This is a genomic window from Candidatus Baltobacteraceae bacterium, from assembly GCA_036559195.1.
Classification (GTDB): domain Bacteria; phylum Vulcanimicrobiota; class Vulcanimicrobiia; order Vulcanimicrobiales; family Vulcanimicrobiaceae; genus JALYTZ01.
Window position 1 is genome coordinate 1 of sequence record DATBTN010000002.1, and the last position, 15,047, is coordinate 15,047.

A 15,047-nucleotide genomic window follows, 5' to 3' on the forward strand; every position below is an offset into this window, starting at 1 on the left:
ACGCACGAAGACGAGCGACTTGCCGTCGGGCGAAATCCGAGGCGACGAAAGCCCGACGATCTTATAAACATCGTCGAGCGCAAAATACGCAGGTGGTGGAAGCATTCCGTAATCCTTCGAGCGAGGTTAAGTCCTTCGACAGGCGTCCTTCGACAAGCTCCGTCCTTCGACAGGCTCAGGATGACAAACGGCGGGGGCCGACCCCTTGTCATGCTGAGCCTGTCGAAGCATGAGCTTTTCGAAGCACTGCTAGCACTAGGCCGTGGTGGGGATCTTTTCTAGGATCTTGGCGGTGAGATCGGCTAAGCGGCACGAGTAGCCCCACTCGTTGTCGTACCAGGCGCAGACTTGCACGAGGTCGCCGTTGGCTTGCGTGAGCTTCGAGTCGATGATCGAGCTATACGGCGAACGCTTGAAGTCGCTCGAGACCAGCTCCTCTTCGGTGTAGAGCACGTAGTCGTGTAGTTCGTTCGCCGCCGCCCCGCGCAGAATGGCGTTGACCTCGTCGCGCGTGGTTGCTTTCTTCACGTGGGCGACCAGGTAGACCATCGAAACGGTAGCCGTGGGAACGCGCAGCGCGAACCCGTCGAAGCTTCCTTCAACTTCGGGGATCGTTAAATGCAACGCTTTCGCGGCGCCCGACGAGGTGGGGATGATGTTGGTCGCGGCGTTGCGCGCGCGGCGCAGATCCTTATGCGGTGCATCGAGAATGTTTTGATCGTTCGTATACGAGTGGATGGTCGACATAAAGCCTTTGATCCACCCGAGGTGATCGACCAGCGGCTTCACCGTCGTCGCCAAACAGTTGGTCGTGCACGACGCGTTCGAGATGATGTGATGCTTTGCCGGATCGTAATCGCGATCGTTGACGCCCAGAACGAGCGTTACGTCTTCGCCTTTAGCCGGCGCCGAGATGATCACTTTCTTCGCGCCGCCGCCGTCGATGTGCGCCCGCGCTTTGCTCGCGTCGGTGAAGAGTCCGGTCGATTCGATCACGACGTCGACGCCGAGATCCTTCCACGGAATCTTCGCCGGATCGCGTTCGGCGATAACCCGGATGCGATGCTTGTCGATCGCGATACTATCGCCATCGGCGGTGACCGTACCGTCGAACTGTCCGTAGTTCGAATCGTACTTGAAGAGGTGGGCGCATTCCGCGGCGCTCGTCAAATCGTTGACGGCGGCGATCTCGACGCCCGGATGCCGCTCGAGGAGCGCTTTGGTGAAGTTTCTGCCGATGCGGCCGAAGCCGTTGATTCCGATACGCATCCTGGGAGTTACTCCGCTAGCGGTGCAGGCGCCTTGCCAGCCGCGTCAGCGCGCCGAGACGGCTGTTCGCGGTCGGCTTGCCGATCGGCGGATTGCAGCGCTGCCCCAGTTCCGCGAGGCTCTCGTCGGGGTACTCCACCCGCAACTCGGCGATCTCGCGCAGCGCCGGCGAAAGATGCTGCAAGCCGTAGGCGCTGGCGAGGAACTCGATCGTTTGGCGCGCCGCCGCCGCGGCCGCCGCCGTGCGCTCGAGATTGGCCGCCTCGGTGTTCACGAGGCGATGGATGCGATTCTTCGTCTCTTTGAGCGCGCGCACGTCTTCGAGCTGCAGCACCGCGCCGTGCGCGCCGATCACCGCGAGCACGTCGGCGATCGCATCGAAGTCCTTGTAGTAGAGCACGTAGCGCCCTTTGCGAATCACGCGCTTGGGTTCGTGCGCGACCGCGCGCAGCGTCCAGCTCAAGCGTTCGGCGTGCTCGCTATCGGGCAAGACGAACTCCAAATGATAGCCCTTCGCGCCGGCCGAGATCGACCCGCTCGCGAGCAGCGCGGCCCGCGCCTCCATCACGCGATCGCACTTGTGCATCGGCTTTTTCGGCCACCCGCGCAAGCGCTCCGGCAAGGCGATGCGATACGAGGGCGCCCGAAACAACCGAGTCCCCTCAACCTTCTCGATCCTCCCCGTATCATCGCGAACCCGCCCCTTGTCATCGCGAGCTTGCCCCTTGTCATCCTTAGCTTGGTCTTTGTCATCCTGAGCTTGTCGAAGGACGCGAAACAACCGTGCCACCGTATTGCGATGCGTAACGAACGCTTCGCCGCGCGCGTCGCGCCCGTAGAGCGCGAGCGCCGTCAACAACGCCTCGCGGCAATGCGGCGCATCCGGCACTTCGCGCGCGAGCGCGTCTTTCGTATCGGCGCTAAACGAGCTGCTCATCGCGCGTTAGATCCAATCCGACGGCTCGTCCTTGCGCGCATCGAGCAATTCGTACAACTCGCCGGACTTAACGCCGGGCGTCATGCGCAGCGGTACTTCGCGCACGCGCACGGTCACGAACTTGGACGCGTAATGAATCTCCAGCACGTCGCCGGGCTTGACTTGATAGCCGGGTTTAAGCGGACGGCCGTCTTTGGTTATGCGCCCGTGCTCGAGCGCCTCGTGGGCTTCGCTTCGGCGCTTGCTCAGTCGCGATACCTTCATGAACTTGTCCAGCCGCATCGGGCCTGCGCTTACGCCCGCGGCGCACTTCCCCCTTTGCGGACGCATGAGATTGCCACCCGGCCTGCCAAGTCCAGGGCGATGGCAGCGAAAGAGGCATCACCGGCTGCGCGCGGTCGCGGCCGGCTCAACATTTTCGACGAGAGCGTCCCGATGTGGCGCATTTTTCTCGTCTTCCTGATCCCCTTGATGCTGAGCAACGTGCTGCAGTCGGCCTCGCAGACGTTCTCGAGCATCTTCCTCGGCCGCATGATCGGCGTGCACGCGCTGGCCGCCGTTTCGGCGCTCTTCCCGGTTCTGTTCTTCCTCGTGTCGTTTATCATCGGGCTTTCGAGCGGCAGCACGGTTCTGATCGGTCAAGCCTATGGCGCCCGCGATACGCACAAAATGAAAGCCGTGGCCGGAACGACGCTCTCCGTGAGCCTGATCATGGGCGTGGTGGTCGGCATCGTCGGTCTGATCTTTACCTACCCCGTGCTGCAGATGCTCGGTACGCCGCACGACATTCTCGACGACTCGGTCGTCTACTCGCGTATCGTCTTCGCGTATCTGCCGATCTTTTTTCCGTACATCGTCTACACGACGTTTCTGCGCGGTACCGGCGATTCAACGACGCCATTTTACTTTCTGATCATCAGCACGGTGCTCTCGATCGTGTTGACGCCGGCGTTCATTCGGGGATGGGTCGGCCTGCCGCAGATGGGCATCGCCAGCGCCGCGCTTTCATCGTTCATCGCCAATGGCGTGGCCTTCGCCGCGCTGCTGGGCTACCTGCAGTACATCAAACATCCGCTGCGCTTCGATCGCGAGATTTTCGCCGATTTGAAGATCGACGGAAAGATCTTCGTAACGATGGTACGCATCGGCATTCCGACGGCGATTCAAGTGGTGACGGTCGCGCTCGCGGAGATCGCCGTCATTACGTTCGTCAATCGCTTCGGTTCGTCGGCGACGGCCGCTTACGGCGCGGTCAACCAAGTCGTCGGCTACGTGCAGTTTCCCGCAATCAGCATCGGCATCGCGGCCTCGATTTTCGGCGCCCAATGCATCGGCGCGCGTCGCGAAGACAAGCTCTCGAGCGTGATTCATTCCGGCATCACGTTGAGCTACATCGTCAGCGGCATCTTCGTGGTGCTCTGTTACGCCTTTTCGTGGATCCTGCTCGGATGGTTCATCACCGACACGCACACGCTCGATATCGCGCACGGTCTGCTGATGATCACGCTCTGGAGCTACGTCGTCTTCGGCAACACCAGCGTGCTAAGCGGCATCATGCGCTCGAGCGGAACGGTGCTCTGGCCGACCGTCATCGGCGTCTTCTCGATCGTCGGCGTCGAAGTCCCCGCCGCCTACATCCTCATGCATCACTACGGCCTAAACGGCGTATGGATGGGCTACCCCATCGCCTTCTGCACCGGCCTCGCACTACAGTTCGCCTACTACAAACTCGTCTGGAAAAAGAAAACCCACGAACGCCTAGTATAATTGCCCGGCCCTCAGCACGACAAGCTCATGCTTCGACAGGCTCAGCATGACAAACAGAGGGCGTGTCGCCATTTTGTCATCCTGAGCCTGTCGAAGGACGACCCCGTCGAAGGACGACGGCAAGCGACAAGCTCGTGCTTCGACAAGCTCAGCATGACAAAGCTCATGCTTCGACAGGCTCAGCATGGCAAACAGGGGGCGTGTCGCCATTTTGTCATCCTGAGCCTGTCGAAGGACGACCTTGTCGAAGGACGACGGCAAGCGACAGGCTCATGCTTCGACAAGCTCAGCATGACAAGCAGAGGGCGTGGCGTCACTTGTCATCCTGAGCCTGTCGAAGGACGACCCCGTCGAAGAACGACGGCAAGCGACAAGCTCATGCTTCGACAAGCTCAGCATGACAAAGCTCATGCTTCGACTGGCTCATGCTTCGACAGGCTCATGCTTCGACAGGCTCATGCTTCGACGGGCTCAGCATGACAAGCAGAGGGCGTGTCGTCATTTGTCATCCTGAGCTTGTCGAAGGACGGGCTTGTTCGAGGCGTGGCTGCGCGAGAGCATTTGGATGCGTTTCCAGTCGCCGCTAACGAGTGCGGCTTTTTTCTTGCGGGACCAGCCTTTGAGTTGTTTCTCCCACCGGATCGCGTCGTCGACTTGTCCAAACTCGGAGACGTGAGCGAGCCGGCACGGACGACGCTCGTGCGTGTAGCAGGTCGGGCTCCAGCCGTCATTGTGCTGCGCTAGCCGCTGCTCGAGATTGCTCGTAACGCCGACGTAGTAACTCTCATCCGCGCAAAGCAGCATGTAAACGTAATAACGCTTCATGCGAAACCATTGCGCCAACGACCCGCGACAGCAAGGGCTGCAGAAGCATCGGCGCGTGAACAGTCTCGTCCTTCGACGGGTCAGGATGACGGGTTGCGGTTTTTGGGTTTTGGGGTGACGCAGGTGCCGGTGGCGCGGCAGACGGGGAGTGGTTCGGGTAGTATGTCGGCGGCGCTTTCGTTTACGTCGGGGCGGGCGGCGATGACTTTGCGGGCTTCGAAGCGCATTTTGCGCGAGGTGTTGCCGACGGAATCGATCCAGCCTTCGGCTTCGATGTAGTCGCCTGCGAAGACGGGTGCGAGAAACTCGACGCTATCGTAGGCGACGAAGAGGCCCTCGTCACCGTCCATGCGGATGAGCAGTTCGGTTGCGACGTCGCCGAAGAGCGCGAGCATGCGCGCGCCGTCGACGAGATTGCCGCCGTAGTGCGCGTCGTGGGCGCTCATGCGCAGGCGAATCAGGCTGCTTGGATCTTTGCTTGTTGCCACAATTCCTCGAGTTCGTCGAGCGACATGTCCGTGAGGGCTTTCCCAGCCTCCGCGGCGCGCTGCTCCATGAAGTGAAAGCGTTTGTAGAATTTCTCGTTCGCTTCGCGCATCGCGGCCTCCGCGTCGATGCCGAGGCCGCGCGAGAGATTGACCAGCGTGAAGATCACGTCGCCGAGTTCTTCGCGTACGTGCGCATCGTCTTGCTTGGCGCGGCGCGCCTCCGCGAGTTCGCCCAACTCTTCGGCGAGCTTATCCACGATCTGCTGCACGTTGGGCCAATCGAAGCCGACGCGCGCGGCCTTTTCTTGCATGCGCTGCCCGCGTTGCAGCGCGCCGAGATGGCGGGGAATTCCGTCGAGCCGGCTCTTGCGCTTGCGCCCCGTCGCTTCTTGCGATTTGAGCTGCTCCCAATTCTTCCACTGCGCGTCGACATCTTCGATTACGGCGTCGCCGAAAACGTGCGGATGCCGGCGGATCATTTTGTTCGAGAGCGCGTCGACCACGTCGGCTACGCTGAACGCGCCGGTCTCGGTGCCGAGTTGCGCGTGGAAGACGATCTGCAAGAGAAGATCGCCGAGCTCTTCGCAGAGGCCCGCGCGATCGTCGTTCTCGATCGCTTCGACCACTTCGTACGTCTCTTCGATCAAATACGGCACGAGCGTGCGATGCGTCTGTTCGCGATCCCACGGACAGGTCTGACGCAGGCGAGCCATGATCTCGATGAGGTCGTCCCAGCTGTGATGCGCCGATGCGGGCGGCAGCGGAACCAGCGGCATGGTGATCGCCGCCGAGAGCGTCGCGCGCGGCATCCCGGGAACGATGTGCGTCGCGATCCCCCGCGCTTCAAGCGCCCGCAACAACGGCGGCAGCCCGGGAAAGTCCGACAGCGGGTTCCCCAACACGCCAAGCGCAAGCGCATCGTCCCCGTGCTTCGACAAGCTCAGCATGACAAGTGCGTTGTCATCCTGAGCCTGTCGAAGCACCCGCCCATCGACCTGACCCTCCCCTTTGTCATCCTGAGCCTGTCGAAGGACCCCCTTGTCATCCTGAGCCTGTCGAAGGACCCCCTTGTCACCCTGACCTTGTCGAAGGACCCCCTTGTCATCCTGAGCTTGTCGAAGGGCGCCCTTGTCATCCTGAGCTTGTCGAAGGGCGGCGAGGCGGTCGGCGAAGCGGGTGATCTCTTCGGTGCTGCCGCGGACGAGCAGGGCGGGGTCGTCTACGAGATCGCGGCGGATCTCGATGCCGTTCTCGGTGAGGAATTTCGTGAGGTCGGGCGGCGCGAGGAGCGTGACGGCGCGGCCGACGGCGCGTAGCGCTTCGAGGCTGCCGAGGGTGAGCAGAGCGGGGTCTCCGGGGCCGAGGCCCACGATTCGCACGAGCATGGTCGGGGGCGCCTTTCGCCACAAAAGACGACGGCCCCGGCAGGCGCCGGAGCCGTCGATGAGATGCGCGAGCGAGGACTAGGGCGAAGCCGGCGCCGGCGAGCCGGTCGCGTTCGGGAAGAGTCCCGCGTACTTCGGATCGTTGCTTTCGATCTTCGCCTTCTGCACGAGGCCCTGGATGAAGGCCTGAACCAGTGGCGCTTCTTGCTGCTGACGCAGCGTCGCGATGATCTGATCCTTCACGTCGGCAAACTTCGCGACTTTGGCGGGTTTGCGTTCGATCACTTGGATGATGTGATAGCCGAAGGGCGATTTGATCGGCGGGCTGGTTTGGTTGTACGGCGCCGAGTACGCGTACTTCTCGAAGGCCGGTACGAGGCCGCCCTTACGCTGCCAGCCGAGATCGCCGCCCTTATCTTTGCTGCCGGGATCTTGCGAATATTTCTTGGCTTCGTCGGCGAAGCTTTTGCCGGCTTTGAGATCGGCTTCCACTTTGTTTGCGGTCGCGAGATCGGTGACCAAGATGTGGCGCGCGTGCACTTCGTCGGGCGTATCGAACGCGGCGTGGTTCTTGGCGAAGTACGCCTTGGCTTGCGCGTCGCTGACCTTGATGTTCGCCCCGAGCGCTTTATCGATGATGATCTGCGGGCGAATCAGGTCGCGGAAATCTTGCTCGGTCATGCCGCGCGCTTTGAGCAGTGCGTCGAACTGGCCGTTCGGGTACTGCGTCTTATACGTATTTTCGATCTTGGCGTAGTCGGCGTCGGTCACCGTAATGTTGTGATCCTTGGCGTACTGATCGAGCAGCGTGTTGGTGACCGTTTGCTGCAGAACCTGACGCGAGGCCGGGCTGTTCTCGAGCTGTTGATCGAACTGGCTGTGGGTGATCGCTTGACCGTTGACGGTCATCACCGCGCTGCTGCTGCCCGAACAGGCAGAGAGCGAGACGGCTAACACGGCAGTGGCAAGGCCCGCGAGCAGGCGGTGGACTTTCGACATGATCGGCTCCAAACGATGGAAGGCGTTGATCGCAAATAAAAGGCGCGAAGAGCGAACTCCGCAACCGCGGCCGGATTCGCGGCCTGGCCGGTCGCTCCTTCGTTGCGCCCCCTAGTTGAGACTTAAGTCGCGAAGCGTGCGGTGAGTACGGCGATGTCGTCGGGCGCCCGCGCTCCGGCCAGGGCTCGCGTGGCGATCTCGGAAGCCGGGCGATGGTCGAGACTGGATCCCATTGCATCGACGACCGCGAGCAGGCGTTTTTCGCCGGCCTCGAAGTCGCGCGCGTATTCGAGCAGCCCGTCGGTATAGAGCACGAGCAGGGTGCCCGGCTCGATCGGGTGCGTGAACGTTTCCAGCGGCATCTCGTCGTCGACGCCCAGGGCCATGCCGTGGCGCCGCATCAGGCGCGCGCCGTGCGCTGCGCTCCAAATGATCGGAGCCGGGTGTCCGGCGGTCGCGTAGGTAATCGTGCGCGTGCGCGGATCGTAGAAGCCGCAGATCGCGGTCACCATCATGTCGGCGCCCTGAAGATGAAGCGCGCGATTGGTCTGCCGCAGAAGCCGCGCGGGGTCGTCTTCCTCGGTTGCGAGTGCGAGGATCGCCTGCCGAACGCGGCTCATTACGACCGCCGAAGCGATGCCGTGTCCCGCCACGTCGCCGAGCGAAAAGAGAAACCGCCCGTCTTCGAGCGCGATGGCGTCGTACCAATCGCCGCCGACCTGCGCGATCTCCGATGCCGGCCGATACGTCGCATCGAAACAGACGGTGTGATCGCACGGCAGCGTGCCCGGCAGGAGCGCCTGCTGCAGCGCGTCGGCAACGAGTTGCGTCGCTCGTAGTTGTGCGGCGTTGCGCTCGTACTCCAGACGCAGGCGCTGCTGCGCGCGGCTGACCAGCACGATGATGATGCCGATCGCGAGAATTCCCAGGAACAGATAGAGCGCGATGGTCATTAAGCTGATCGTGGTTCGCTGCTCCGCGAGGTCGGCGTCGCGCCCGATCTCGTTGCGCAGCGTTTCGTCGGCACGCCGGTATCGATCGACGATGCCTTTGCCGCGAAGCGCGATCGCCGTTTGGTCGGCAGGCGCGGCGTTGCGCAGCAACGGTTGCGCCATCTCGCGCTGCCAGAGTGCGTTGTAGGCGCCGAGTTGGGCGGCGCGCTGCGCGGCGTCGTTGACGTGCGCGTGGACCGCAGCGTGCTCGAAGCGCGCGAGTGCGGCCGGGAACTGCGCGGTCGCGGCGTAGTAGGGCTGGAGAAAGACGGGATTACGAGCGGCGACGTAGCCGCGTATGCCGGTCTCCTCATCGAGTTGGAGGCTCAGGAGCTGCGCGCGGGCGATCTCGGTGGTGCGAAGCGCGCGCGTTTCACCGAACGTCGAGCGCAGCACGAACGTACCGGCTACAAAAGCGATCAGCAAAACGGCGAAGAGCGAGCCGAGCGTGATGGCCGCCGCCACCGGCCCGCGCGAGGTTTCGATACGCGGCTGCGGGCGTTCGTCGATTCTCGCCAAACGCGTTACATTGCTTCCAAGATGTTGCGCAGGAGCGGCATCCAACGCTCTTCGGCACGATGCCCCTCGGGCAGCGGCGGCAGATCGACGAGCACTTTGCCCTCGGCAAAACGGAAGCGGTTCTTCGTAAGCGATTGCAGCTTCGAGATGGCGCTGGGATCGAGTTCGAAACCCGACCCGACGCCCAGGGTGAGACGCTTCTCGTCGACGATGACGCGTGTCACGTGCTTGTGAAGTGCGATCGTTCGCAGCTTCGTTACCTCAATAAGATTGTGCAGCGGTGTCGGCAGCGGCCCGAAGCGATCGCGCACGCCCGCTCCGATCTCCTCGACCTCCGCCTGCGTGCGCGACTTCGCGAGTTGCTGGTAAACGGCGATTTTTTGCGAGACCTGCGGTATGTAGTCGTTGGGCACGTATGCGTCGATCTTCACGTCGATGACCGCTTCGCGATGCTCTTCGATCGCCGCCTGTTGACCCTTGCGCGTTGCGATCGCTTCGGCCAGCAGCTGACAATAGGTATCGAAGCCGACCGAGCCGATGAAGCCCGACTGCGCCGCACCCAGCAGATTCCCGGCGCCGCGAATCTCGAGATCGCGCATCGCGATCTGCAAACCGCTGCCCAGATGCGTGAACTCACGGATCGCTTCGAGGCGCGCCTTCGCCTCTTCGGAGAGCGCCTTGTGCGCCTGATAGAGCAGGTACGCGTACGCCTGATGGTTCGAGCGTCCGACGCGCCCGCGCAACTGGTAGAGCTGCGCGAGGCCGAACTTGTCGGCGTCGTGGACGATGATCGTGTTGACGTTGGGAATGTCGATGCCGTTCTCGATAATCGTGGTCGCCACGAGCACGTCGAGATCGCCCTCGATAAACGATTGCATGATCGGCTCGAGTTCGTGCTCGTGCATCTGCCCGTGACCCACCGCGATGCGCGCGCGCGGCACCAGCTTCTCGAGGGCGTTCTTCACCGCATAGATCGACTCGATGCGATTGTGCAGGTAGTAGATTTGCCCGCCGCGATCGAGTTCGGCGGTAATCGCGCGCTGCACGACGGCGTCGGAGGCCGGCACGACCACGGTCTTGATCGACATGCGGTTCTTCGGCGCGGTCTGAATCAGCGAGAGATCGCGCACGCCGATGAGCGACATGTGCAGCGTTCGCGGAATCGGCGTCGCCGAGAGTGTCATCACATCGACGCTCGTTTTGAGTTCTTTGAGACGCTCCTTGTGCATAACGCCGAAGCGCTGCTCCTCATCGACCACGATCAATCCGAGATCGTTGAAGGCCACGTCTTTCTGCAAGAGGCGGTGGGTGCCGACGACGATATCGACTTTGCCCTCGGCCACGTCGCGCAGCACGTCGCGCTGTTCTTTTTTGGTCTTGAAGCGCGAAAGTTCTTCGATGCGCATCGGGAAGCCGGCAAAGCGCGAGCTGAAGTTGCGGTAGTGCTGCGAGGCGAGCAGCGTGGTCGGCACGAGCACGGCCACCTGCTTCTTATCGGCGACCGCTTTGAACGCGGCGCGAATCGCCACTTCGGTCTTGCCGTAGCCGACGTCGCCGCAGACCACACGATCCATCGGTCGCGAGCGCTCCATGTCGGCCTTGGCGTCGTTGATGGCCTTGAGCTGATCGGGCGTTTCGTCGTAGGGAAATGCTTCTTCGAGTTCGGCCTGCCACGGCGTGTCGGGTGCGAACGCATGGCCCTGCGCGAGTTCGCGCGCCGCATAGAGATCGACCAGTCCTTCGGCGATCTTCGCAAGCGATTCGGAGACGCGGGATTTCGTGCGCGCCCAATCGGCGCCGCCCATTTTGGAGAGTCGCGGCGAACCGCCCTCGCCGGCCGCGTATTTGGTGACCTGATGCATCTGCGTTACCGGCACGAGCATGCGATCGGTGCCGGCATACTTCAGATCGAGATAATCTTGCGTCGCCCCCAGAATCGTCTCGGTGCGCAAGCCCAGATACTGCCCGATTCCGTGCACCGCATGCACCACGTAATCGCCGACCTTCAAATCGGCGAGCGTAACGGGCACGCCTTCCTTCACCGCGCGAATCTTCACACGCTTGGGCGGCTGCCCATAAATCTCGCTATCCCCAAGCACGCGCAGCCGCAGAGCCGGAATCGTAAACCCCGCCTCCAACGACCCCTGATCCACCACCACTCCGCCCCTTGTCATCCTGAGCTTGTCGAAGGACGGCTTGTCGAAGGACGGGAGCTTGTCGAAGGACGAGAGGTCGCGCGTTACGCTGAGTCCCGCCGCGGTCACCACATCGGTCGTACGCCCGACGCCGCTGGTTACGAGCAACACCGTTTCGCCCGCTTCGAGCCACTCGCGCAGCCGTTGGGTAAACAACTCGATGCGCCGGTTGAAATGCTCCGCCGGCTGCGACTCCAGCACGAACGTCTCGTTGATGACCGGCACCCACGCCTGCGGGTCGACCGTCTCGATCCCGCCCGGCAGCACCAGCGTGGCGTGCGCCGCAAAGCTCGCGCGCAAATCGTCGAGATGCGGATACGGCGCGGAAACCTCGGCGAGCAGCACTTCGCCGACTTCGGAATCCTCGACCGAGAGTTCGCCGGACTCAACGCCGGCGAGCAACACCTGCTCCTCGCGCGAGCGTTCGTCATCGAGCGCGCGCTCGATCGTCGCGAGCATTCCCGGTTCGTCGATCACCAAGCGCGCGTGCGGATTCAAATAGTCGAGCACGGTCTCGCGTTCGTCGTACGCCAAACTCAGCCACGGCTCGGGCAACTCCGCGTTGCCTTCGAGATACGCGTGCATGGCGTCGGCGACGTTGCGCGGACCCGCGAAGCGCTCTTGCATGCGTTCGCGATAGCGTTCGTCGCGCAGAATTTCCGTCCACGGAATAACTTCGAGGGTCGTCGCTTCGGCGACGCTGCGTTGCGATTCCAATTCGAACGTGCGAATGCTCTCAACGCTATCGCCGAAGAATTCTACGCGCGCGGGCCGATCGGCCGTGGCGGCAAAGACATCGAGAATACCGCCGCGCACCGCGTATTCGCCGGCCGCACTCACCACGTCGGCGCGATGGTAGCCCAGACGATAGAGCCGCTGCTGCGTCGCCTCCCAGCCCGCCTCTTCACCAACGGTCAGCGTAAAACGCTCGGCCGTAAAGACGGCGCGCGGCATGACGTATTGGCGCAGCGCGGCAAGCGGAAGAATCACGATGCGCGGCTTGCGGTCCACGAGGTCGGCAAGCAAACTCATGCGCGCGCTGCGCTCCGAGGGACTCTCGATCGCGCCTACGGTTTCATCGCGCGCGCGCAGCAACGCCACGGTTTCGGGCTCGCTCTCGCCGAGGTAGTACAGCAGATCGGCAAACGTTCGCTCGGCCACATCGGCCGTCGGCACCACGACCGCCAACTGATCGCCCAACGCCCGGTAGATCGACGCCAAGATCGCCGGCCGCGCCGCCGCAATCGTTTCATGCAGGGCATACGCACCGCGCCCGGACCGCAAGCGCTCGATCGCGCCCGCCAGAGCCCGGCTAGCCCCCGGCATAGCGCGAACCAACGCCCCGGCTAAGCCGGGCCGAGCAGAATGGTCCGTGGAATCAAGCACGCTAGTCATGGGGCGAAGATTATAACAAACCCAACCACCCCCACCCTAACACCCTTGTAACTTTGTCATCCTGAGCTTGTCGAAGGACGGGCCAGTCGAAAGGACGGCCCCCTCGAAGGCCGCCCCCATCGAAGCCGCTCGCCTCGACAACGGGCCGAATGGCTCTTGAGGTTGGCTGTCGATGTGCTAGCGTTGTCGCCATGGAGAAACGCTTGCTCGCTCTGCTAGTGTTGCTTTTCGCATTTTCCGGCCTCGCCGGCCCGAACGCTAGCGCCGCATCGCCGCCCGCGCGGCCCGCTCCGGTCTGCGGCCCCCCGGCTCAGTCGCAGCGCCTCGTCGAACCACCGGATATTGCGGCCTGGACGCTGCCGGTAGACGCCGCCGGCGATCGCGAACTCATTCTCGCGGTTCATCACGACGCCGCAAGATTTTGCTATCGCTACACGTGGAACGGTGCCGTCCAAACGGTGCCGCCCGTTATCCGCGTGCGGCGCGGCGAGCGGTTCGCACTGCGAATCGTGAACGACGTCACTACCGCGAGCAAAGGCGAGCGCGTCTCCTCGACCGCGATTACGCCATGCATGCCGATGGCGATGCCGGTCGTGCCGGCCGTTCGCTACACCGGCTATTTGAATCACACGATCGACGATCGGTACATGCCCATGTCGCCGATCGATTCGAACATTCACCTGCACGGCTTTCGAGGACCGGCGGCGCAAGAAGACGTCTTTCTCTCCACGCTGAGTACGCCGATGCACGCGTGCGAATACCGCATCACGATCCCGCGCGCGCAACCGCCCGGAACGTATTTCTATCACCCGCACGTGCACGGCGCCTCGTTCCTGCAAGTCGCCGGCGGTCTCGCCGGTGCCTGGATCGTCGAACCCGATACGGCGGAATTGGCGCGTTCGGCGGAACACGTGATCGTGTTGCGCTACCGGCAGCCGGTCGTGCGCGACAATCCCTTTGCGCCGCAGGGAGGCGGCTTTGACGCCGCAGCGGGCCAACACGCCGCCGCGATCCGGCCCGCAGCGCCGGTTCCGTACGATGCGTTCGATCCGCCGCCCTGGCCGCTAAGCTACCCGATGAAGTCCGGCGGGGTAACGTTATCCGCGAACGGCTGCGATGGGCTCGCGAGCGAAGCGCTTGTCAGCGTTAACGGCTCAAACGCACCCGCAACGCTCGACGTACCGGCCGGCGAAACGCAACTACTCCGCATCGTTAACGCGACGACGGACTCATCAAAACCGTTGGTGCTGCGCGACGCGCTCGGCCACGTGCGGCAGATGCAGATCGTTGGGCGCGACGGCGTTCCGGTTTCCGGCGACGCCGCTCATCCGCTCGCACGGTATATCCCGATGAATCGCCTGTTGCTCGAACCGTCGGGCCGCGCCGACGTGTTGATCACCGCGACCGCCGGTCAAACGCTCACGCTCGGCAGCGACCACTATTGCGAAGGCGCCGATGCGTTTTACCAGCTGCATCACGACCTGCTGCGAATGGCTGCCGTTGCCAGCGCCGGAACGAGCGCGCCTGCGATCGTCTCTGCGCCAATGGCAATCGCCGACACGCCCGCCGAAAAACTCGTCGCGTTCGCGCGCGCGCATCCCACGCTCGTTCGCCGGCGTGCGATCACGTTCACCGAGTACACGTTTCCAAAGACGTCGAAGAGTCCGCTGCATGCCGCGTACTACATCACCGATACAACCAACCCGCGATTTCACGAGCATCCATTTTGGCCCACCTACGCGCCGGGCGCTACCGTGCCGGAGAATCCCGATATCGTTGTAAAAGCGGGCGCGGTGGAAGAATGGTACCTCATCAACACCACGATGGAAGTGCACGCATTCCACATACATCAGATGTCGTTCGTAAATGAAACGAACCAGGACGGCGTCCCGCTAACCGTCGACGTAGCCCTCGTTCCCGTCGGCAAGCTGCTGCCCAATCCGCGCGATCCAAACTATCCGCTCGTGCGCCCCAGCATCACCAAAGTGCTCCTCGATTTCCGCCACGTCCCCCGCGGCACGTTCGTCTTCCACTGCCACATGCTCTACCACGAAGACCACGGCATGATGGCCACCATCCGCGTAGAGTAACGCGCAAGCTCGACAAGCTCATGCTTCGACAAGCTCAGCATGACAAGTTGTCATCCTGAGCTTGTCGAAGGACGAAAGGGACGGAAGCACTGCTTGCGCGCGTGCGTGCTTGTCGTGAACGTGTGGCGTGAGGATCGGTCGGGGCGTTACGATGGACGGGCTTCTTCGTGGGCGCGTTGCCGGTAA

At 62.8% G+C, this 15,047-nt stretch carries 12 protein-coding genes; 3 read left to right on the forward strand and 9 right to left on the reverse strand.

The genetic code is table 11. The annotated features are described in order from the left end of the window. Positions 1-255: 255 nt before the first annotated feature. Genes gap through VIG32_00465 form a run of 3 tightly spaced genes read right to left on the reverse strand, consistent with a single transcriptional unit; the run spans position 256 to position 2,536 of the window. Positions 256-1,269, reverse strand: coding sequence for a type I glyceraldehyde-3-phosphate dehydrogenase (gene gap / locus VIG32_00455; GenBank protein ID HEY8296482.1), 1,014 nt, complete (start codon positions 1,267-1,269; stop codon positions 256-258). A 16-nt stretch (positions 1,270-1,285) separates the two neighbouring features. After that, positions 1,286-2,206, reverse strand: coding sequence for a DNA-binding protein WhiA (whiA, locus tag VIG32_00460; protein HEY8296483.1), 921 nt, complete (start codon positions 2,204-2,206; stop codon positions 1,286-1,288). Positions 2,207-2,212: 6 nt separating this feature from the next. Continuing rightward, entirely contained in the window at positions 2,213-2,536 is a 324-nt protein-coding gene (locus tag VIG32_00465; GenBank protein ID HEY8296484.1) for an RNA-binding S4 domain-containing protein, read from the reverse strand. A gap of 33 nt (positions 2,537-2,569) precedes the next feature. Here VIG32_00465 and VIG32_00470 point away from each other — a divergent pair, with 33 nt between their 5' ends. Beyond that, positions 2,570-3,973 (forward strand): MATE family efflux transporter, encoded by a 1,404-nt coding sequence (locus VIG32_00470; protein HEY8296485.1) that lies wholly within the window; start codon positions 2,570-2,572, stop codon positions 3,971-3,973. Between the two features lie 498 nt (positions 3,974-4,471). Here VIG32_00470 and VIG32_00475 read toward each other — a convergent pair whose 3' ends face one another. From VIG32_00475 to mazG, 3 genes are all read right to left on the reverse strand, one after another. Further along, the gene (locus tag VIG32_00475; GenBank protein ID HEY8296486.1) at positions 4,472-4,798 is read right to left on the reverse strand and encodes a GIY-YIG nuclease family protein; all 327 of its coding nucleotides are present in this window, start codon (positions 4,796-4,798) and stop codon (positions 4,472-4,474) included. Between the two features lie 80 nt (positions 4,799-4,878). After that, positions 4,879-5,286: a hotdog fold domain-containing protein gene (locus VIG32_00480; protein HEY8296487.1), complete on the reverse strand. Its 408-nt coding sequence runs from the start codon at positions 5,284-5,286 to the stop codon at positions 4,879-4,881. After that, positions 5,256-6,185: a nucleoside triphosphate pyrophosphohydrolase gene (mazG, locus tag VIG32_00485; protein HEY8296488.1), complete on the reverse strand. Its 930-nt coding sequence runs from the start codon at positions 6,183-6,185 to the stop codon at positions 5,256-5,258. Before mazG ends, VIG32_00480 begins: the two co-directional genes overlap by 31 nt. 27 nt (positions 6,186-6,212) lie before the next feature. On the opposite strand from mazG, the gene VIG32_00490 reads away from it, so the two are divergent. After that, on the forward strand, positions 6,213-6,602 hold the full coding sequence (locus VIG32_00490; GenBank protein ID HEY8296489.1) for a hypothetical protein: 390 nt from the start codon (positions 6,213-6,215) through the stop codon (positions 6,600-6,602). 147 nt (positions 6,603-6,749) lie between these two features. Here VIG32_00490 and VIG32_00495 read toward each other — a convergent pair whose 3' ends face one another. The 3 genes from VIG32_00495 to mfd form a co-directional block, all read right to left on the reverse strand. After that, positions 6,750-7,670: a peptidylprolyl isomerase gene (locus VIG32_00495; protein ID HEY8296490.1), complete on the reverse strand. Its 921-nt coding sequence runs from the start codon at positions 7,668-7,670 to the stop codon at positions 6,750-6,752. Between the two features lie 122 nt (positions 7,671-7,792). Next, positions 7,793-9,181 carry a SpoIIE family protein phosphatase gene (locus VIG32_00500; protein HEY8296491.1) on the reverse strand — a complete coding sequence of 463 codons (1,389 nt, stop codon included), beginning with the start codon at positions 9,179-9,181 and terminating at the stop codon, positions 7,793-7,795. 5 nt (positions 9,182-9,186) lie between these two features. Beyond that, positions 9,187-12,702: a transcription-repair coupling factor gene (gene mfd, locus VIG32_00505; GenBank protein ID HEY8296492.1), complete on the reverse strand. Its 3,516-nt coding sequence runs from the start codon at positions 12,700-12,702 to the stop codon at positions 9,187-9,189. A gap of 260 nt (positions 12,703-12,962) precedes the next feature. On the opposite strand from mfd, the gene VIG32_00510 reads away from it, so the two are divergent. Beyond that, complete coding sequence (locus VIG32_00510) at positions 12,963-14,861, forward strand: multicopper oxidase family protein (GenBank protein HEY8296493.1); 1,899 nt, start codon at positions 12,963-12,965, stop codon at positions 14,859-14,861. Positions 14,862-15,047: the final 186 nt, after the last annotated feature.

Bases quoted from the DNA above. Each gene is read 5' to 3' on its own strand.
- gap (HEY8296482.1), bottom strand. From the start codon at position 1,269: ATGCGTATCGGAATCAACGGCTTCGGCCGCATCGGCAGAAACTTCACC.
- VIG32_00470 (HEY8296485.1), top strand. From the start codon at position 2,570: ATGGCAGCGAAAGAGGCATCACCGGCTGCGCGCGGTCGCGGCCGGCTC.
- mfd (HEY8296492.1), bottom strand. From the start codon at position 12,702: ATGCCGGGGGCTAGCCGGGCTCTGGCGGGCGCGATCGAGCGCTTGCGG.
- VIG32_00495 (HEY8296490.1), bottom strand. From the start codon at position 7,670: ATGTCGAAAGTCCACCGCCTGCTCGCGGGCCTTGCCACTGCCGTGTTA.
- VIG32_00510 (HEY8296493.1), top strand. From the start codon at position 12,963: ATGGAGAAACGCTTGCTCGCTCTGCTAGTGTTGCTTTTCGCATTTTCC.
- VIG32_00465 (HEY8296484.1), bottom strand. From the start codon at position 2,536: ATGCGTCCGCAAAGGGGGAAGTGCGCCGCGGGCGTAAGCGCAGGCCCG.
- whiA (HEY8296483.1), bottom strand. From the start codon at position 2,206: ATGAGCAGCTCGTTTAGCGCCGATACGAAAGACGCGCTCGCGCGCGAA.
- VIG32_00475 (HEY8296486.1), bottom strand. From the start codon at position 4,798: ATGAAGCGTTATTACGTTTACATGCTGCTTTGCGCGGATGAGAGTTAC.